This window comes from Flavobacterium sp. (genome assembly GCF_027533505.1).
Taxonomy (GTDB): domain Bacteria; phylum Bacteroidota; class Bacteroidia; order Flavobacteriales; family Flavobacteriaceae; genus Flavobacterium.
The window spans coordinates 1-20,072 of record NZ_JAPZUB010000044.1; the positions used below are offsets into that span (position 1 = coordinate 1).

Annotated in this window: 18 protein-coding genes and 1 pseudogene; 5 read left to right on the forward strand and 14 right to left on the reverse strand. The window is 40.1% G+C overall.

What is annotated here, in order from left to right; genetic code table 11:
* Positions 1–162: 162 nt before the first annotated feature.
* A complete protein-coding gene (gene nth, locus O9316_RS09830) occupies positions 163–819 on the reverse strand; it encodes an endonuclease III (RefSeq protein WP_298205706.1) in 657 nt (218 codons plus the stop codon).
* Between the two features lie 55 nt (positions 820–874).
* Between nth and bcp the strand changes: the two genes are divergently transcribed.
* Positions 875–1,327, forward strand: a complete 453-nt coding sequence (gene bcp, locus O9316_RS09835) for a thioredoxin-dependent thiol peroxidase (protein WP_298205708.1) — start codon at positions 875–877, stop codon at positions 1,325–1,327.
* A 34-nt stretch (positions 1,328–1,361) separates the two neighbouring features.
* Here the strand turns inward: bcp and O9316_RS09840 are convergent, their stop codons facing one another.
* Positions 1,362–2,825 carry a TonB-dependent receptor gene (locus O9316_RS09840; RefSeq protein ID WP_298205710.1) on the reverse strand — a complete coding sequence of 488 codons (1,464 nt, stop codon included), beginning with the start codon at positions 2,823–2,825 and terminating at the stop codon, positions 1,362–1,364.
* 127 nt (positions 2,826–2,952) lie between these two features.
* Between O9316_RS09840 and O9316_RS09845 the strand changes: the two genes are divergently transcribed.
* From O9316_RS09845 to O9316_RS09855, 3 genes are read left to right on the forward strand one after another with little or no spacing between them, the layout of a single operon-like run.
* Complete coding sequence (locus tag O9316_RS09845; protein WP_298347129.1) at positions 2,953–3,720, forward strand: MBL fold metallo-hydrolase; 768 nt, start codon at positions 2,953–2,955, stop codon at positions 3,718–3,720.
* A 2-nt stretch (positions 3,721–3,722) separates the two neighbouring features.
* Positions 3,723–4,214 (forward strand): hypothetical protein, encoded by a 492-nt coding sequence (locus O9316_RS09850; protein WP_298205714.1) that lies wholly within the window; start codon positions 3,723–3,725, stop codon positions 4,212–4,214.
* 15 nt (positions 4,215–4,229) lie between these two features.
* The gene (locus tag O9316_RS09855; RefSeq protein WP_298205716.1) at positions 4,230–4,709 is read left to right on the forward strand and encodes a hypothetical protein; all 480 of its coding nucleotides are present in this window, start codon (positions 4,230–4,232) and stop codon (positions 4,707–4,709) included.
* On the opposite strand, the gene O9316_RS09860 is transcribed toward O9316_RS09855, so the two are convergent.
* From O9316_RS09860 to O9316_RS09910, 11 genes and pseudogenes are all read right to left on the reverse strand, one after another.
* Complete coding sequence (locus O9316_RS09860) at positions 4,710–5,354, reverse strand: alpha/beta fold hydrolase (protein WP_298205718.1); 645 nt, start codon at positions 5,352–5,354, stop codon at positions 4,710–4,712.
* Positions 5,355–5,378: 24 nt separating this feature from the next.
* A pseudogene (locus O9316_RS09865) lies at positions 5,379–7,706 on the reverse strand (outer membrane beta-barrel family protein).
* A gap of 147 nt (positions 7,707–7,853) precedes the next feature.
* Entirely contained in the window at positions 7,854–8,207 is a 354-nt protein-coding gene (locus O9316_RS09870; RefSeq protein WP_298205720.1) for a hypothetical protein, read from the reverse strand.
* 2 nt (positions 8,208–8,209) lie between these two features.
* Positions 8,210–9,463, reverse strand: coding sequence for a dihydroorotase family protein (locus O9316_RS09875; RefSeq protein WP_298205722.1), 1,254 nt, complete (start codon positions 9,461–9,463; stop codon positions 8,210–8,212).
* Positions 9,464–9,477: 14 nt separating this feature from the next.
* Positions 9,478–11,412, reverse strand: a complete 1,935-nt coding sequence (locus tag O9316_RS09880; RefSeq protein WP_298205723.1) for a BatA domain-containing protein — start codon at positions 11,410–11,412, stop codon at positions 9,478–9,480.
* 75 nt (positions 11,413–11,487) lie between these two features.
* Positions 11,488–12,834 (reverse strand): DEAD/DEAH box helicase, encoded by a 1,347-nt coding sequence (locus O9316_RS09885; protein ID WP_298205725.1) that lies wholly within the window; start codon positions 12,832–12,834, stop codon positions 11,488–11,490.
* Between the two features lie 295 nt (positions 12,835–13,129).
* Positions 13,130–14,020, reverse strand: coding sequence for a hypothetical protein (locus tag O9316_RS09890; protein ID WP_298205727.1), 891 nt, complete (start codon positions 14,018–14,020; stop codon positions 13,130–13,132).
* Positions 14,021–14,423: 403 nt separating this feature from the next.
* The gene (locus tag O9316_RS09895; RefSeq protein WP_298205729.1) at positions 14,424–14,756 is read right to left on the reverse strand and encodes a hypothetical protein; all 333 of its coding nucleotides are present in this window, start codon (positions 14,754–14,756) and stop codon (positions 14,424–14,426) included.
* 18 nt (positions 14,757–14,774) lie between these two features.
* On the reverse strand, positions 14,775–14,999 hold the full coding sequence (locus O9316_RS09900) for a hypothetical protein (protein WP_298205730.1): 225 nt from the start codon (positions 14,997–14,999) through the stop codon (positions 14,775–14,777).
* 223 nt (positions 15,000–15,222) lie between these two features.
* Entirely contained in the window at positions 15,223–15,648 is a 426-nt protein-coding gene (locus tag O9316_RS09905) for a hypothetical protein (protein WP_298205732.1), read from the reverse strand.
* Positions 15,648–17,573, reverse strand: a complete 1,926-nt coding sequence (locus tag O9316_RS09910; protein ID WP_298347132.1) for a hypothetical protein — start codon at positions 17,571–17,573, stop codon at positions 15,648–15,650. Before O9316_RS09910 ends, O9316_RS09905 begins: the two co-directional genes overlap by 1 nt.
* A 130-nt stretch (positions 17,574–17,703) precedes the next feature.
* Between O9316_RS09910 and O9316_RS09915 the strand changes: the two genes are divergently transcribed.
* Complete coding sequence (locus O9316_RS09915) at positions 17,704–19,278, forward strand: IS1182 family transposase (RefSeq protein ID WP_287785377.1); 1,575 nt, start codon at positions 17,704–17,706, stop codon at positions 19,276–19,278.
* A 124-nt stretch (positions 19,279–19,402) separates the two neighbouring features.
* On the opposite strand, the gene O9316_RS09920 is transcribed toward O9316_RS09915, so the two are convergent.
* A complete protein-coding gene (locus O9316_RS09920) occupies positions 19,403–19,828 on the reverse strand; it encodes a GNAT family N-acetyltransferase (RefSeq protein ID WP_298347136.1) in 426 nt (141 codons plus the stop codon).
* Between the last annotated feature and the right edge of the window lie 244 nt (positions 19,829–20,072).

The window sequence follows — 20,072 nt, forward strand, 5'->3', positions numbered from 1 at the left end:
ACAATCTAAAGCTCCGATTTAACCAAATTAAAGAACTAATTATTTTTTGGTTACAATTATTGTTCAACTTTTTCACTAAAAATAAAACCACTATTTTAATCGAAATTTAAAATAGTGGCTTTTTAAGGAATGACTAAATAATAAATTACCAAGTACGAAAAATTATCGGGATTTTTTTTGTGCTTCTTTCAGTACCGATTTTCGCCCGATGGTTTTGGTAATGAGGTCTTTTTCAAGGTCCCAACCCCGTGCGGGCGAATATTCCCTTCCGTACCAAATAATTTGTAAATGCAAATCATTCCATGATGCTTCGGGAAATAGTTTTTTGGCATCGCGTTCGGTTTGGACCACACTTTTCCCATTGGATAATCCCCAACGGTACATCAAACGGTGAATGTGTGTATCCACCGGAAATGCCGGTACACCAAAGGCCTGACTCATCACCACACTGGCAGTCTTGTGTCCCACACCCGGTAAGGCCTCAAGGGCTTCAAAACTTTGGGGAACTTCACCGTTGTATTTGTCAATTAAAATTTGCGATAAGCCATGAATCGCCTTCGATTTCATCGGTGAGAGTCCGCAAGGTTTAATGATTTCTCGTATCGTTTCAACGGATAATTTTACCATAGCATAGGGATTATCCGCTTTCGCAAACAGGTGAGGCGTGGTTAAATTTACGCGTACATCGGTACATTGGGCCGAAAGCAATACCGCAATTAAAAGGGTATACGGATCTTTATGGTCCAAAGGGATAGGAATGGTAGGGTAGAGGTCTTTTAACGTATTTATAACAAACGTTGCGCGTTCCTTCTGAGTCATTTTTGTATTTTTAAAAGTATAAATTTACGTCAAACTCATACAAATAAAAAATACGATGACCACATTAAAAAAAGGCGATGCTGCTCCAGCATTTGCAGGCAAAGATCAAGATGGAAATGTACATACCTTGGCGGATTACAAGGGTAAAAAATTAGTTGTGTTCTTTTATCCCAAAGCCAATACCCCCGGCTGTACCGCTGAGGCCTGTGACTTACGGGACAACTATGCCCGTTTTGAAGCCCAAAATTATGCCTTACTCGGCGTCAGTGCTGATTCGGCAAAAGCACAAGCGAGTTTTAAAAATAAGTATGAATTCCCATTTCCATTGCTGGCCGATGAAGATAAAGCGGTGATTCAAGCGTTTGGGGTTTGGGGTCCCAAAAAATTTATGGGGAAAGAATACGACGGTATTCACCGCACCACCTTTGTGATTAACGAAGAGGGCATTATTGATGACGTCATCACCGAAGTGAAAACCAAAGCCCACGCGGCTCAAATCTTATCCTAACAAAAAAGCCCCGAATTAACTCGGGGCTTTTGATTTATGCTTCTTCCAATACGCGATTGGGGTCGTATCCAAACAAATGATGCTGCTTGATCAAGTCCGCTGTACCCTCGGGCAACATGGCTTCCCAGCCCGGTGTACCATTGGTTATCATTTTCAAGACTTCACGAGAGAAAATCTTGAGATTCCCTCGGTCAAAGTCGGTGACATCTACCACCTTGCCATTATACGCAAAGAACTTGTACAGCTCTTTCATGCGCGGATGTACTTTTAAGTTTTGGGAAGTTATAATTTCCCCATTTTCCTCCATCGGGTAAAGGTATACTTTCAGGTCGCGGTAGAATAGTTTACCAAAGGCTTCCAAAATACCACCACTCAAATGACGGTAGTATTTTTCATCAAATATATCAATCAAATTGTTGACTCCCATCGCCAATCCCATGCGGGCCTTTGTATAGCTGGAGAAGTACTCCACAACGCGATAGTACTCTTGGAAGTTGGAGATCATTACCGTTTGCCCTAGTTTACAAAGCAATTCGGCACGGTCCATAAAGTCGCGTTCATCAATTTCGCCCTCCGAACGTAAGTTAGAAAGCGTAATTTCAAAAACAACAAAGGTATTTTCTTTTTCAACTTTATTCTCTTGGTAGAACATTTCCAACGATTTCTCGTACATGTCCATGTTCACTTTGGTCACCGGACGGAAGCTTCCGCGAATTGCCAAAATATTTTTCTTGTATAAAACCGCGGCGGGAAGTATATTTTTTCCATCAGGACCAAACATAACGGCATCGGTCATGCCGTTGCGTACCAATTGCAAGCTGATCAATCGGTTGTCAACGTTGGCAAAGCGAGGTCCCGAAAAGTTGATGGTATCGATTTCCAATTGGTCTTTGTCCAAATGGTCGTAGAGGTAGCGCAATAGTTTCTTAGGGTCATTGTATTTGTAAAAGGCGCCGTAAATTAAATTCACACCCAAAATACCCAACGTTTCTTGTTGCAAACGGGCATCATTTTCCTTAAAACGGATGTGCAAGGTGATTTCATTATAGTCCTCATCGGGTTCGACTTGGTATTTGATACCTACCCAACCATGCCCTTTGAATTGTTTTGCAAAATCAATGGTAGCAACGGTGTTGGCATAACTGAAAAACATTTTATTCGGGTGTTTGTCCCGCTTCAAACGCTCTTCAATCAAGCGAACTTCGTGATTCAACATTTTTTTCAAACGGCTCTCGGTCACATAACGACCATCGTCTTCATTGCCGTAAATAGCATCACTGAAGTCCTTATCGTAGGCCGACATCGCCTTAGCAATGGTTCCCGAAGAGCCCCCTGCACGGAAAAAATGACGCACGGTTTCTTGCCCAGCGCCAATTTCAGCAAAGGTTCCGTAAATGTTTTCGTTCAGGTTAATCCGAAGGGCCTTGTCCTTAGTTGTTGGAATCTGTGTTATGACACGATCCCCTTTTAACTTGATGTTTAATTCGTTACTAGCCATAATTCTTGTATGCCACGCAAAGTTAATAAAACGATTGCGGTATGTAAAGGGAATTAATCCTAATTTTGTATTAAATTACGCCTTATTTCCGCGGGGTATTTCTCGCTTACCACAAAAATCGTGCTACATGAAAATTTATTTTCTAGGAACAGGGACTTCACAAGGGATTCCCGTCATCGGAAGTGACCATCCCGTTTGCTTAAGTCAAGACCCGCGCGACAAGCGACTTCGGGTTTCTATTTGGGTTGAAGTAGCAGGACAGTCCCTCGTAGTCGATTGTGGTCCCGATTTTCGACAACAAATGCTCACTTCAGGCTGTACCCGCATTGATGGGTTGCTTTTTACCCACGAGCATGCCGATCACACCGCCGGCTTGGATGACATTCGTCCGTTTAATTTTCAACACGGTCCCATGCCCGTTTATGCCGAATCGCGTGTTATTGCCAATTTGAAGCAACGCTACGGCTATATATTTGCAACCGAAAATCGGTACCCGGGAGCACCGTCTGTACAGATCAATACAATTGACGCCGAGGTACCTTTTACCCTAGGGAACGTCACCATTCAGCCCATTCGTGTTTGGCACGGCGATTTGGCGGTTTTGGGATTTCGAATCGGTGATTTTGCGTATTTGACCGATGTAAAAACCATCGAAACGGCCGAATTAGAAAAATTGAAAGGACTGAAAGTATTGGTGGTGAATGCCTTACGTGAAGCACCACACGACACCCATTTCAATTTGCAGGTAGCATTAGATTTTGTAAATTTGGTACAACCAGAAGAAGCCTATTTAACGCATATCAGTCACCACATGGGCTTTCACGCGGAACGGGAAAAAACACTCCCTACCTCGGTTTTTTTGGCATACGATAACCTAGTTTTAACACTCGAATAAGCATGGCACGACAACTTTATCTTTATCTATTTATCATCGCTGCACTTTTGGCCTCTTTTACCTATGTGTACTACAGCAAACAGGTGCAAATGCAACAAAAGAAGGCAACCGCCGACTTAAAAGCGAAAAGCGATAGTATTGCACAACTCTCACAGCAGTTGGCCAATGCCGATTCCTTTTCGTTACTGAAAAACGAATATGCGCAAAATTATTTTGCCAATTTTGATGTCAAAAAATTAGAACCTTCCATCAAGGAACAGTTATTGAGTTTTAACGATAAGCCCGAAGGGAATCCGTATACGGGACAAGAGAAGTTAGGGGAGCAAAAGTTTATTATTAATTCCATGAAAGTACTCAACCACCGCTGGATCATTGCCAACTACAGCGATGGAACGTACTGGGGCGATGTGTTGATCAAATATTTTGTCGATGAAAAAGGAAAAGCTACCTTTCAAACCATGGACTCTTACATCTATCCCAAAGAGGAATACTAACGTTCAAATGTCAACATGAAAACATCTTTTTTTTCACTCCTACTTTTGGTACTCGTCAGCGCTTGTAAACCCCAATCGGAGGAAACAACTGCGGCTCAAGGACAAGTCAAAGACTCCACAATTACAGGTTCGGATAAAGACGAAAACGGTTGCTTAGCCTCAGCAGGATATACATGGTCTAAACTTAATAAAGAGTGCGTGCGGATGTTTACGGGATTGCAATTAACCCCCGTAGACCAGGCCAATACCGAAGACGAAACCCTAGCGGCCTATGTCTTATTTAGCGAAGACCGGAAGCAAGCCGAAGTCTTTTTACCCAACCAAGAATCCATGGTGCTTACCCGTGCTAGTGAGGGCAGTCCTTGGGTCAAAAACGACTATCAGTTGGTGGCATGGAAAGGGTTTATCTTTAAAAAAGGGGAAACCACCTTGTATGCGGGCGATGGTGAAATTGGACAAAAGGTAACGGGTAGCGCCGATCCAGAAGCCGAGTAATTATCGCGTAGTTTCTAGCCAGTTTCTAAAATCAAAAAAGTTTTGTGGGGCTACGCCATGGCCTACGGGGTACTCTTTGTACGTAACTGCAATGCCCAAGGCTTCCAATTGCGGTACTGCTTTTCGGGCCCATTCGACAGGAATTACCTGATCTACAATGCCATGGGAGGCAAAGACTTGCAAATTGTCTAAAGCGTTGCCTTCAAATCCTTCTACCGCAATGTCTCGATTAAAATACCCACTCATCCCCACCACACGTTGCACTTTTTCGGGATACGATACGGCAACGGCATAACTCAAAATACACCCTTGACTAAAGCCAATCAATGTTACTTGTTTGGGATCAATAGGATAGTGTTCAACTAGGGTGTCAATACATTGCGCTACACGATCGCGCGATTGACGGGCTTGTACTACATCCGAAAATTTATTTTCATCGGCGTCAAAATTGATGGCATACCACGCATAACTTCCGTACATCAGGTCGTAAGGCGCTCGCACCGAAATCACATAATATTCTTGAGGCAATTCACTCGCAAACGAAAACAAGTCCTGTTCGTTGCTTCCGTAGCCGTGCAGTAATACCAAAACCGGATGCCCCGATTGTATTGTTTGAGGTGCTCTAACAAGGTAGTGTAAGTCCATAGGCTTTATTTGGGCTCAAAGATACTAATTCCCAATGCGATTTTTCTCATCTTCCACCCCTGTATTGCGGTTTTGTGCCCGTTTTACTTGGTCATTCCCAAAGTTGTAGGTGAGGTTAAAACGAAGTTGGCGACTGTCACTTCCTCCGCGACCGTTAATGATAACATTGGCAAACTCGGTGCGCCCCGACCACGGTGAGGTAAATAATACATCCGAAACGGCAATGCGCACGTTTAATTTGTCTTTCAAAAACTTCTTCTGCAACGCAATATCCAGCGACCCCAAACTTTCCGTGCGATAGGTTCCCCCCCAAACGGAAGGCGAATTGAACCATCCTGAAATTTCCAAATTGATTTTTTTAGGAAGCGTAATATTATTTTGCCCATAAATGTTCAAAGTTTCCTGCTTAAGCGCCACAAACGAAGGGTCGGTGGGAATATAGCGGTTGCGAAAGGCATTAACACTCATGTACACATTCCACCAGCTGTTCACCTTAAAAGGGTATGAAATGCCCAAATTAATCGTTTCCTGATTGGCCACATTTTTGGTCGTCATGCGACTCTTATTCAATCCCACTGCTTCGGTCACTTGGGCAAAGAAATCAGAGACAAAACTGTAACTCAACGAGGTGTTCAATTTGTATTTGTAGGTATGCGCAACTTTAACGTTATGCACATATTGGGGTTGTAAAAAAGGATTTCCCTTACTCACCGACAACTCATCTATTTGGTATTCAAACGGATTCAATGCGTTGTAACTCGGGCGTTCGATACGGCGACTGTACGTAAGTGCTCACGAGTTGCTTTCGTTTTGCGCATACGTAATACCACCGCTGGGGAAATAATCGGTGTATTTTCGTTTTACCCGTGCCTCATTGTTTTGCTGTAAACTACTCAATTCACCATCCGAATGGGTATTTTCTATACGAAGTCCCAATTGAAAATTAAACTTCTTTACTACACGGTTGTAATTCACATACACTGCATTCACATTTTCTTTATACGTAAAGCGATTGCTCAAGGTGGTGTTAAATACGGGTTGACCGGCGGGATAATTAAATACATCAAAGGTATTTTCTGTAGATACTAACGAAGTTTTCATTCCCAGTCCCAATTTTCCCTTACCTAGGCGTTGCTCATAATCGGATTTAAATGCGGCAATAGCAATGGTGACAGGCGTGTATTGGCTGTTGATGATGGCACTTAATACGGTTGTCTCGGTGGGGTCTAAATAAAAGTTGGGTAAAAAGGTGTCACGGTCCGAATTGTAACGCCCTACATCTAAATCGGAAGTCAACGAAACGCCTGTAGTGTCTTGAAAACGATAATTTACGTTGGCATACAAGTTGTAATTTTTGTTGTGCGCTTTATTTTGGGCCACCAATACACTGTCAATAATATTGGAAGATTGTGGACGAATAGGAGTTCGAGAACGGCCATCGCCATACGCATTATTAAAATTCCCAGTAAGTACTATTCCAAACGAATGACGTCGGTTATGGGTGTAATCGACTCCCATTTTTACGTTATTGGCATTGGTCATATAATCGGTTTTCGTATCAGAATTAAAAACGCGTCCGTTCTGTTGGCGCTCAAACTCCATAAAGTTGTAACTCTTCCCAAACCGGTTGCTGTAGTTGAGGTAAGTATTGAATTTCTTACTGCGGTTATTTAGGGAAATCGAATTCACCGAGGTGCCAAAGCGCCCGATATTGTACCCCGAAGTAACCGTACCGTTCGTACCAAAGTTTTTATTTTTCTTCAATTTGATATTGACAATACCCGCATTTCCCGCTGCATCGTATTTAGAAGACGGTTGGGTAATGATTTCAATCGATTCAATATCCGTCGATTGAATGGTTTTTAGGAAATTGGTCATATCGGCACCACTCAAAAACGATTGCTTCCCATCAATGTAAAAAAGCACACCACTTTTGCCTTCCACGACTACATTATCGTTGTTGTCAACCACAACGCCTGGGGCTTTTCGCAATAATTCAAAGCCTGTATTTCCAGTAGCATTAATCGTATTTTCGACGTTAAAAACCGTTTTATCGGCCAAGACTTGCACGAGCGGCTTTTCCTTTTTGATAACAACCTCATTCAGTTGTACTGCACTTTCTTTCAGCAGGATAGGGTCCAAAATTAATTCGCTTTCGGTCACCAACAACCCTTTGCGTATTTGATCTACGTAACCTATAGAGGTTACTTTTAGACTATAAGTGCCCGGACGCAATTGTGCTATAGAAAACGCGCCCTCAGCATCGGTCAGGACGGCTTTAATCAGTTTGTTTTCGGCATCAAAGAGGGCCACAGAGGCCGCGTAAAGTGCCGTTTCTTTTTCCGAACGCACGCTTCCTTTGACGCGTCCGGTTTGCGCTTGTGCACGAAATCCGAAGCTAAAAAAACTAAGGAATACAAAAAGAATAGGGGTAATCGTAAAGGGTTTTGCTTTCAAGAGGTTTCTGATTGCCTCATTTGTCCCAAAAAGGGGAGATTGTTACAGTCGTTTCAACCATTTTTGAAAAAAAGTTCCCAACAGCGTTATCGGACGTGTGTATCCCATAACAGCGGTAAACATCCCGTAAAAAGTAAGGATACTTATGAATACCCAAAACGGGAAAGCAATGTTGAAACTTGTTTCAGGCGGCAAATTCGAACGGTTGAAATAACTACTCATCGTAAGTCCAATCAACAAAAATGTTGCAGTGAGTCCCAACCCTTGGCGCAAATGAAACGAAGTGTAGGGATTTTTTTTGTCGGCATTGACCGATAAAGCAATGAGTGGGCCAATGATGAGCACATAACTCAAAATAGCCATAGATTTACCTTCTTTGATGGTGTTTGCGTCCATATTTAATTGAGTATAATATGTTTGTCACGAGCCATACCAAGCACTTTTCCACGGGTAGGTTGCCCTAGTAAAGCGGCATTCTTGGCGGTAGAACGAATTTGATCAGTGGTAAATGTTCCCGTTCCTTCTGTGGTGAAGAGGGTTAGATTCACGGCAGCTCCTGGTGCAATGACCGCTGGAGGTAGTCCAAAAATTTCCCGCCCTGCCGTTAGTTTTTCTACAATCAATTCCGTCGGAAGCAGGGCTGCGAGTACACCCCACGCCGATTCCAGTCCAATCGACCCTTCCTGCGCCAGGTCAAATTCTACTTTTTTATATTCAATATCCACCGGATGATGGTCTGTCGTGATGCAATCGATGGTATTGTCGCGCAATCCTTCCCACAACGCTTCACGATCAAGTGCTGTCCGCAAGGGAGGGGAGAGTTTGTAACGGGTATCAAAATTTTCCAAAACCGCATCCGTAAGTACCAGATGGGCAACGGCTACACTACAGGTGACATTCAACCCGCGCGCTTTGGCCTCACGAACAAGTGCCACCGATTTGGCCGAGGAAAGGGTAGGGATATGCAATGCGCCTCCCGTATATTCGAGCAAAAATAAGTTGCGAGCCACCTGCAATTCTTCCGCCAAACTCGGAATTCCTTTGAGTCCCAAACGCGTTGCCACAATCCCTTCGTTAACCACACCATTCCCGCGAAGGGTATCGTCTTCACAAAAAGCAAGCACGCGTCCGTTGAAATCTTGCACATATTGAAGGGCAATCTTAAACAGATTGGCATTTTTCATCCCTTTTTTAAAATCGCCAAAAGCAATGGCTCCGGCTTGTTGCATGTCGTACAATTCGGCCAAGGCTTGCCCAGCACTTCCCATCGTGAGCGCCCCAATCGGATGAATGGAGGTTGCATGTCCCGAGGCTTTTTGATGCAGCAAATGAAGAACAGCGGCGTTGTCGGCTACAGGGAGCGTGTGCGGTTGTACCATGATTTCGGTGAATCCTGAGCTTGCCGCAGTTTTCAATCCGTTGGCGATGGTTTCAGCGGCTTCATATCCGGGTTCCCCCAGCACCACCGATGTATCAAACCAACCCGGAGAGACCTGCGCATGGGGTAGTTCGATGACCTCTGCTTCTTGGGGGAGCGCTAAATTTTCGCCGATCGCTGCAATAACTCCCGCATGGAGATGCATATCGACGCATTGCAGGTGGTAAGCGCTTTTGGGGTCTACAATAGTTACCGATTTAAGTACCGTAGTCATAGTTGTTGTGTTGTTTATCGGATTATTTTTTGAATAGCAATTTCTACCAGCAAGAAAAGCAATGCGAGTAGAATACACCATTTCCAAATGACAGTATCGCTTCGATCCGCTTGTAGGGTATCAAACAATTGGTCGGTTGCTGTTATCTCTTTCCATTCCGCCATCCAATTGGTGGGTACGGCTTGAAGGTCGCTCTCTGTTCGGGGGTAATTGAAGCTCAAGGTGTCGACCGCCTCTTTTTGACGTAAAAGGGTGTAATTGCCTGCCCGTTGCGGTTGGGTCGAAAAAGTAAGTTTCACTTGATTATACAGTCGTTGATGTTCGGGAATTACGTCGGTTTGCTCTTTTCGTAAGGTAACAATTTCATCGGCTCCTAGCGCTACATCAGCGATATATGGACGACTGCTGCCAAGCGTGGTTGCTTTCACTCCCGTTTTTTGAGCATTTAAAGCCATGTTGTAAAACGTAGGCACAATCAAGTAAGGCGAGTTCTTGAAATTACCCCATTCCTGTCGTAAAGGAGTCGAAAAGCAATAGATCGTTCCTGCCCCACGGGTGACAGCACTCAAAAAAGGGCGCTGATCGTTGCCTTCCAATACGGTCGGAAACGAGGTTTGTACAGTATAGCCCGCTTTTAAGGTTGGATATTGAAAATTTTCTGTTTTCTTTTCAAAAACGCCCGTATACAAGGGGTGATTGAAATTGATTTTGGTCACCAAGCGTTCGCTTACGTTCCAATCTTGGTAGACATAACCGCCACCCAGCGCGTTCAATAATGCGTTGTACGAACGCACATTGGTGTCGGTTGCTGGAATAAGAATCAAATTTCCGCCTTGCGCCACAAAGGCTTTTAAGGTGGTTTGCAACGAGGTGGGTAAAGTCGCTAGTTCGTTGAGCACAAGGGCATCTTGTTTTTCCAGTAGCGCATAGGGCAAGGTAGCTAAGGTAGTAGCCGTGTATTCAAATTCGTCGGGGGTATAGATTTTATTTAAAAAAGTAGCCGGTGCCGACTCGCTGATACTCATGACCCGACTTTTTTCGGGCTTGGAAAGCGAAAAATAGTACGTGTTGTCGTACTCCAAACTGTTGTCGTTGAGCGAAACATACCCGTTAAACTGGGTTTTTGGAAGCGTAAATTTCAGGGTTTGTCGCGGTTGATTGAAAGTGACTAAGGTTTTGGCGACCAATTTTTGACCGTCGTACAACGCCACGGGCACGGCATCAGACGTTGCGCCATACGACCGTACCGCTACTTCAATTTCATAGAATTGATCGAGCGCCTGATCAAGGTACACACTGTCAATAGCGATGTTTTGCGTTTTCTCGGCTTGAACCGGAATATAGTACCCTTGTTCATCACGATTTAAGGTCCCTAAGGCGTCAGCGCGGGTTCCTACGCCGTCGGAGATCACCACAATGTCTTTGCGAAAAGCAGAACGGTGGGCGCGAACTTGGGCAATCAATCGTTCGGGCTCAAAAGGAGTGGCGCTGTACGAAAGGTTTTGCAACTCCCGTTGAATCGACTTGATGTCGGTATTCCAAAAACTTTCGGTATTGGTAAGGAGCGAAAAAGAGGCACTTTCAGGGGCTTCCGCCAAAATGTCTTGAACCGCCCGTTTGAGCAATTCCCCTTTTTTACCCTTGGCTTGCATGGAAAATGAATTGTCAAGAATAATATAGAGTTCATTTTTCGCATTTTTCGCTTCTTTGGCCTCCCAAAACGGTTGCGCAAAGGCTAGAATCAAAAAGGTGAGCAGCAATAAACGGGTCGCAAGCAGTAGGTATTTTTTGAGGGTCGAACTTTTACGGGTTTGCACCACTAATTCTTTGAGGAATCGAACGTTGGTGAAGTATTGCGTTTTAAACCGTCGCAATTGAAACAAATGCACCAAAATCGGGAGCACCAAAAGGGAGAGAAAATAGAGAACTTCCGGATGTTTAAATTGCATTGTCGGACTTACGTTTGTGGTTTCAAAAATAACAAAAATAACCGATGTAAGATGCCTTTAACGGGAATTTAGCGCTTATCCTTTTTTGCGTTTTTCATTCCTTTTGCGTTCTACAGCGCGATTGCGTGGTGCCGTTTTTCGGGGTTTTCGTTTGCCGGGTCCGCCCAAATTAACTTTCTTATTTTTATCTTTTTTCTCCTGAAAAGCCGCACCGCCCTCCAATTTGGGTCGCTTAAGTAGCAATTTGATTTTCTTTTTGTCTTTTTCAAATTCCAAGAGTCGGTTGACCACTTCAATATCCTCGGGAAAGGGGAGCAGCGTGAGTTCTTTCTCCATGAGCATTTCGGCTTCGAGTTGGATTTCCTCCTCCCGCGGACTTACAAAACTAATCGCGATACCTGATTTGTCGGCCCGTCCTGTTCGCCCGATACGGTGAATGTACTGTTCGGGACTTTCAGTCATTTCAAAATTGATGACGTGGGTAATATCCGAAATATCCAAACCCCGCGCCATAACATCGGTGGTCACTATGCCACGGAGTGCACCCTGTTGAAAAGCCGCCATGGTATTGAGTCGGTAGTTTTGCGATTTGTTGGAATGAATAATCCCCAATTGATCGGGAAATTCGGGTTCTAACGCTTGTGCAATTAGATCGACCGATTTTTTGTTGTTGGCAAAAATTAATAGGCGCTCCATCGAGGGGTCGTTGTGCAACAGCTGTTTGAGCAAATTTAGTTTGGTCAAAAAGTTAGGCACCCGATAGGCATACTGTTCTATCTTCTCCAATGGGGTTCCCGAGGGTGCTAAGCTCACCTCTTCGGGGAACTCAAAATACGCGTCGAGCATGGCATCTACTTCATCGGTCATCGTTGCTGAGAAGAGAATATTTTGGCGTTTTTGGCGCATCATGGAGAGGATGGCGGTTACTTGAGCGCTGAAGCCTAGGTTGAGAATTTCATCAAATTCGTCGATGATGAGTTTTTGCAAGGTATCAAACCGCACGACGTTGTCTAGGGCCAAATCCATAATCCTTCCTGGGGTTCCCACCAAAATATCAACGCCTTCATAAACCGCTTTCTTTTGGGTATTGATGTTAACGCCTCCATACACGCCTAGGGTGCGAATGGACATGTATTGGGTGAGTTGGGTGACCACTTCGGTAATTTGTACCACAAGTTCACGGGTAGGGACAAGGATAACCACGCGCGGCGTTTCGGAAGCCATAAACTTCCACGGTTTTAAAACGGGGAGGAGGTAAGCCAATGTTTTCCCCGTTCCTGTTTGCGCAATCCCGACAACATCCCTCCCCGAGCTAATGACTGGAAAGGCCCGTTGCTGAATGGGCGTAGGTTGGGTGAGTCCCATTTCGTCTATCGCTTTTTGGAGCGCTTTGGGCAATTGCAACGATTCGAAAGTGGTCATGGTAGGTGAATTTCCGGCAAAGGTATGAAAAAGAAGGGAGTCGACAGTTATCAGTCTACAGTCTACAGTCTACAGTCGGCAGTAGTCAGTAGTCAGTAGTCAGTAGTCAGTCTCTAATCACTATTCCCCCTTTGGGGGCTAGGGGGCTCACTAATCACTATTCCCCTATGGGGGCTAGGGGGCGAGTCAACAGCCTGCCTGCCAGCGTGGGCAGGTCACTAGTCAAGTTTTTTTGATAGTTATACGGCTTAGTTTTTTGGAGGGGTTGGGCAACAGCTACCGCTGTTGTGTGCAGTTATGATATTTTGACACCAAAACTTTCCAATATTTTATTTCTATCTTTTTCAATCTGTTTTGCGTCAACTCTATAAAACTCATTTGGGTTTTGGACCATTGTGTTGAAACTTAAGTTTATCATCTTTTTATCTGTAAATGTGAATGATGGACTTTTGGGAATATTAAGTCTTAAGGCAGATATTTCAGCTAATGCAAATAAATCGGTTGGAAAATCTTTAAGCTTATCGTTTTCCATTAAAAAACTTGTCAAATTTGTCATGTTTTTAGAGTTTAGGTAGTTTTTACAAAGGAAACCATCAGCAATTGATAATATCAAAACTAAGCCATTTATGCTAATTAGAATAGTAGATGGATAGATTAATGTTTTTAGATTAAAGTCTGTTTTTATTGTCTTAAATGCATATAAACTTGATGGTAAATTGAAACCGGAATTGAGTTGATATGCTTTTTGAGTTAGTATAAAATTTTGGCTATTAATTATTTCGAAACATAAATTTCTCCAATCTTCATTTTTCGTTTTTAGAAAATCACTATAAAATAAACCATAGTATATTTTGGATAGCCATGTTGTGATTAATGGAATAGGAGTGGATGAGTATTCATATATTAAATTTCTTTGATCATCATTATTTATAATGTTATGTAAATTGTCGGTATCCTCTAACAACGATAATATTTGATTTTCAAATTCACTACCGAAGTTATTATTGCATTTCGAATGAGCTGGAACTTTGATTCTGCTATATTGAATAGAATATTCTCCTGTTAAAGTTGCTTCCTTAATATTTAACTTTCCCAGTAAGCTGTTTGGAATTATATGTTCGAGTGTTTTTTTGTCGATAATTTCTTTATTGCAAAAAAAGCACTTTTTGGAATATTCTTCTTTCATAGTTCTGGGGAATAATTTCACACAACGTTCCGCTATCCGACTCTAGCGAAGCCAGCGAATAACTTATTTTAACTAAGATAAAATATTTTCGTGAGGAAAGAAGTTCAATTCAAGAAAAACTAGCTACAGCGTATAATCACTGTTAGTACCAGTTTAATATTGTTTGCCGTTAATTTTGCCATGAACTAATTTAACTGCTTCTTCTATATTAATTTTGCGGTCCATAAATATTCTCTCCGTGTCAGTTTCAACAATTCAGAATTTTGTTTTTTCTGCATAGTTATGTAGCCTTCCCCGTTTTGTAGCCTTCCCTAAAAACGAGGTTGTTTATAGGAATTATTTTGAAAAATTTTATTTTGTATGAGTTGTGAAACAGGTACGGCTGTTGGCAGAAGTAATAATTCTACCAATCTTCAAATTTCGCTTCCATAATAAATTCAACACCAAGTTTAAGCTGTAACTTTTTAATAATTTCTTCCGCTTCATCTAAATCTTCAACTTCTGCAAATTCTCTTATTTCTTCTGCACTTTCATCAATAAAATATTCTGTGATCATACTACAATAGGTTTCTTCTTCCCATTTTTTGAGTTTTTCAAAATCTCCATCTTTTATGTGTGAAGGATATTTTCCATCTTTTATTACTTTTTTTAACTCTTTAACAATTAATTCTTTGTCTTCGTCAGAAAAACTTCCGTTTTTCTTTTGAAATGTTATTATTGCTCCAAAATCACTCATAATTTTTATTTTAATTATTTACCATTTTCCAAATAAAGCACTTGCTGGCCCAAGTGCTCCTCTTTCTAGTCTGTTTTTCCAAATTTTAGGACTTATTCTTGCCCAAGGATAATCTTTTCCGCCCCATTTTATTATAGTTGGTGTGCCATAAGCTTTGTCGCTTTTGGTTGTGCCTAAAGCCCATTCACCGCCCAAATGAAATATAAATGCTTCTCCGAGATATGAATAAAATATATTACACAATTCATCATAAGTTAAATTTATTTTATTAGGGTTTTTATAATTTAATTCATAAAAGATTTAATATTCTCGATTTCTTCAAAACTAAAAGTTAACTCTTCTAATTGATTGAACTCTTTAATTTTTCTCAACGCATTTGGAATGTTTTGCAAAAAAACTTCGTAATCTTGTTTTAATTCTTTTAAAGTCTTTCTCCATTATTTATAAAGTATTATTTTCATTTTATCTACCATTTGCCGAAAATTAATCTTGGGTTCATATCTTCAATTCCAAACTTTTCTAACCTTCTTTTCCATATCATTGGGCTAATTCTACTCCAAGGATAATCATTGCCCCCCCATTTTATTATAGTTGGCGTACCATAAGCTTTGTCGCTTTTGGTTGTTCCTAATGCCCATTCTCCACCTAAATGAAAAATAAATGCCTCGCCTGAATACGCGTATAAAGTATTACATAACTCTTCATAAGTTAAATTCAGTTTATTAGGTTTTTCATAATTATCGATGTAAATTTTAAACATAGTTTCTATTTCTTCATAAGAATATGATAGTTTTTCAATTTTCAAAAGAGTTTTACAATGCTCTAAATAGTTTGGTATTTTTTGTTGAAAAATCATATAATCGTTTTTCAACTCTTTTAATGATTTTTCCATTATTTATAAAGTATTATTTTGAACTTACTTTTTACATTTACATTTGTTACTTTTTCAACTCTTTTTATTTCATCTACAATAAAATCAAGAGCTTTTTCGTCGATGCCTTCCATAATGTGCCATTCAACTTCTTTAATATCATCATCTAGTTTACGAGCTAAAATGTCAATATCTTTTTTGACTTGCTTTTGAAATGCTTTTGTGTTTTTTATAAAACCTGATTTTATTTCTTTGGCTGTATTATTGGCAACATTATCAATAAAACGTTTTGTGTAAGCAGTTACTATGCTTTCTGTTTGTTTTATTCCTCCATATAATTTTTCAAAAATCTGTTCGGCAATTTTCCCTTTTTCAAAGTTTATGTATTGCATTTTGCGTAATCTCAAATAAGCTTCTTCGGATATTTTGCGAGTTTTAGATAGAAAATCTCTTTTCCATTGCATCGAATTTGAGAAACTGTCGGCATCTTTGCCAATATGGTATAATTTACTTTCAAAGTCTTGTCGAAATCGTACTTTGCCTTTTTCTATAAATTCTTTACCATATTTTTTTATTAAATCATCAACGCTTGCACTTGCAATATTATCAAGACTACCTTCAAAAAGTGACAATATTTTTTCTTTTAACCATTCAACTAATTTTCCATTTTTGATTGCGTCTATTAATTCAGCGATTTGTGTTTTTAACCAAGTGATTAAATCACTTGCGGTTTGTGCAACTTTTTTACCAACTTGCGTGCTTAATTTTATTCCTTTTGATGCTAATTGTTCTGCTTTTGTCGCTAACCTTGAGATTTTTGAAGTTAGTTCTGCTGCAATAGATGCTCCGCCTGTAAAGAAAGCTAAAACGGCATCAAGTATGAGTTCAAAAGCAACTGCTCCAACAAAATACGCCCAAAAATATTCTGAATAGCCTTTTATTTTTTGAGCAATATTGTATGTAAATTTATACATATCATCTCCAAATGTCAATATTGAAGTTTTTATTCCTTCAAAAATTTGTGAGGCATTTTCAGAAATTAAATCAATCATTTCTTCAATAAACTCTAACTTTTCTTGATGTTCTGCTACTGCGTTCGGCGATAGTTTTTCTAATTCTAGAAAAGGAATATTACCAACAACAAAAGAGATTATTGCTAAAATGGATTGCAAAAAAGAAATTAAACCATTTATTAAACCGCACAGAAAAGCATTCAATTTTGCTAATTCTGCTCGGACTTCATTTTTTAATATACCACTTAATTTTTTGATAAAATCTAAAATACTTGTTGCAATTTCTTTTATCTTTCCATAGATTGCTTTAATTGTAGGAAAAAGATTTTCTTCCATATAACTTTTAAACCAAGCCCAAACATAATCATCGACTCGGTTAGGCGTTGCTCTGACAATTGTATCTGTAATTCCTAAAACAATATCATCGATGTTAGCAACAAGGTTGATTAATATATTTGTTCCAACAGGATTTAAGGTTTTTTCAACAGGTTTGTAGCCATCCATTCCACGAATATTATTGAAAATATGTATTGGAATTAATGGTTTAAATGTAATTTCTCCGTTTTGGAAACCATTTACTTTATTATGGTTTGGTCTTAAATAGTATTCTTGGTATTCATAATTTATTTCTGTAAACTTCCATTTCTCCATTGCAGTTACGCCTGTGTTCATCCAATCTGCAAGTTTATTATTTAACTCTAAAATAGATTTTATAGTGCTGTTTGCACTATTTGTCTTTAATATTTCTAGTAAAATTGCATCTTCAAGTGTACTTGCATCAATTTTATTGTTTTCGTAGAATGCAATTCTTTTTGACCATTCAGTTACATTTTTAGAATAAAAATCATCTTGTTCAACTTTTATTTGTACTTTTCGTTCCCAGGCTTTACGTCTGTTGCGGATTAAAGAAGCCGAAACTTTTCGATTTTGCACTGACTTCAAAGATACAAAACAAACTGTAAATTAAGCCCAAAACCCGCAATAGCGTAAAACCTGTGTGCTTGTTGCACAACTCAAATGTACAAACACTTGCAAGAATAATAACTATTTAGTAAATTTATTCATGCAAGGAAAGAAACAATTACAGCCGCAATTATTCACTTCAGTTAATTTATTGGATTTGGTTCCTGTAGATAATTTTTATAGAAAATTGTTGACCGAACTTGATTTACATTTCATTTATAAAGCTACCCAAAAATATTATGGCAAAGAAGGGCAAGAGAGTATTGATCCTGTCGTATTCTTTAAGATACTGTTGGTGGGATATTTGAACAATATCAACAGCGACCGTCAATTGATTGCTTTTTGTAGTGATAGCTTATCCATTCGTTTGTTTTTGGGCTATGATGTCCATGAGCCTTTGCCCTGGCATAGTACCATTAGCCGCACCCGAAGTTTGTATGGCGAGGAAGTATTTCTATCGCTTTTTAAAAATGTATTGGCACTTTGTGTTCAAAAAGGCATGGTTCGCGGCAAACGTCAAGCCGTGGACAGCGTATTTATTAAAGCCAATGCTTCAATGGATAGTTTGGTAGAAAAAGAAGTGTTGGACGATGCCAGTGCGTTTGTCAACGAATTGGAAGCCAATAGTGAGTTCAAAGTCACCACTACCCGTAAGAAACTGGTAGCACAACACCACGCCTGGCAAGAAGAAGCTTATAAAGGCATGCCTAATGCTACAGGCAAAGACAAAATAGACGAATTTGGAAATATCATTCGTCCCAAATACCTCTCCAACCACACCCACTACAGTCCCACCGATCCCGATGCCAAGATAAGCGTCAAACCCGGTAAAGCCCGGCAATTAAACTACTTTGGACAAATAGCCGTAGACGATGCACACCATGTTATCACCGGAGCTTGTGCCGATTTTGCCGACAAAAGGGACAGTCAGTGTTTGGAACAAATTATCGAACTCACCCAAGAGAACCTCGCTCAAAACGATATTGAACTCGAAGAAGTACTCGCCGATGGTGGCTATAGCAGTGGCGAAGCCTTGGCCTATTTGCACGACAAAAATATTGATGCTTACATCCCAAACTTTGGACAATACAAACCCGAGCGCGATGGGTTTATCTTCAACAAAGAACAAAACCAGTATGAATGCATTAAAGAAGGCGGTAACCAAGCCAAACTCCTTTTTAAAGGCGAAAAGACCGACAGCAAAGGCTACACGAAACGAACCTACAGAAGTAGTGAATCCGATTGTAAAAACTGTCCGCTACGCGAATCCTGCTGTGGTAAAAGCACCAAGTTCAAAAAGATAGACGACAGCATCCACAAAGAACACTACGATCGAATGCACCAAAAACTTACTCAAAACCCATACTACGCCAAGAAAATGGTACGTGTAAGAAGTAAAACAGTAGAACCCGTCATTGGTACCTTAGTCAATTTTACCAACATGAAACGGGTCAATACCCGAGGAATACAAAATGCTAACAAACACGTTTTGATGGCAAGTCTAACCTATAATCTCAAGAAATATCTACGTTTTATTACCCAAAAACCTTCCCGTTTAGCCCAAGTTATAACCCTCAAACAAGAAAAAGACTTGATGCGGATAAAAAGCCTCTTTTTTGACTTAAAAAACGCCATTATCAGCCCTCCAAATTTTGGAGTTTTGGACTACAACTAAAAAATAAACCTCGCTTATCCCGAAGTTTCGGGAGCTTAAACGAGGTTGTTTTTTACGAATTATTTTGAAAAATTTTATTTTGAATGGGTTGTGCAACAGTTACTGCTGTTGTGCGTAGTTCTTATTATTTTTTCTTACAATATATCTTACTGTCTTTAAGTTTAAATCCAATGCTTGAATATAAATTTATTGCAGCCAATCTATGGTCTTCTGTAAAAAGAAGTATTTCAGAAAGTTCTTTTTCTTCACCTACTTTAACTAATAAGTTTATCAGTTTTCTTCCTATTCCTTTTCCACGTGAAGCTGAGTCTACAACTACATCTTCAATCCAACCCTTGTTTCCAGATATAACTTTGTAGGTACACATTAATGCAATTCCAATTATTTTATTATTATCCTCACAATATGCAACTGTAATTTGGTTTTTCTCATTCAATATTTCTTCAAGATCTAACTGAATTTTGTTTGGACTTAATTGACGGAATAATTCAGAAACTTGCTCTTTAATGTCTATGTTTAAATCATTTTTGTTTAAAATAGCTGTTTTCATATCTTTTTAAGTTTTTTTCAAAATACAATTTTATTAAGTTAATATTTTATTTCAAATTTTGAATATAAGTTATAATTATCTAGTCACACGGCAGAATTACGCACAACGTCAGACTGTGAAAAAACTTCACAACCTTCCCAACAAATATAGTAAAAACCTAGGAAGAAGAGTAGTTATTTTGTATCTTTAACCATGCAACATATACAAGGAATTTCCCGCAATCAGCTACAAGTTTCCAGTCTCG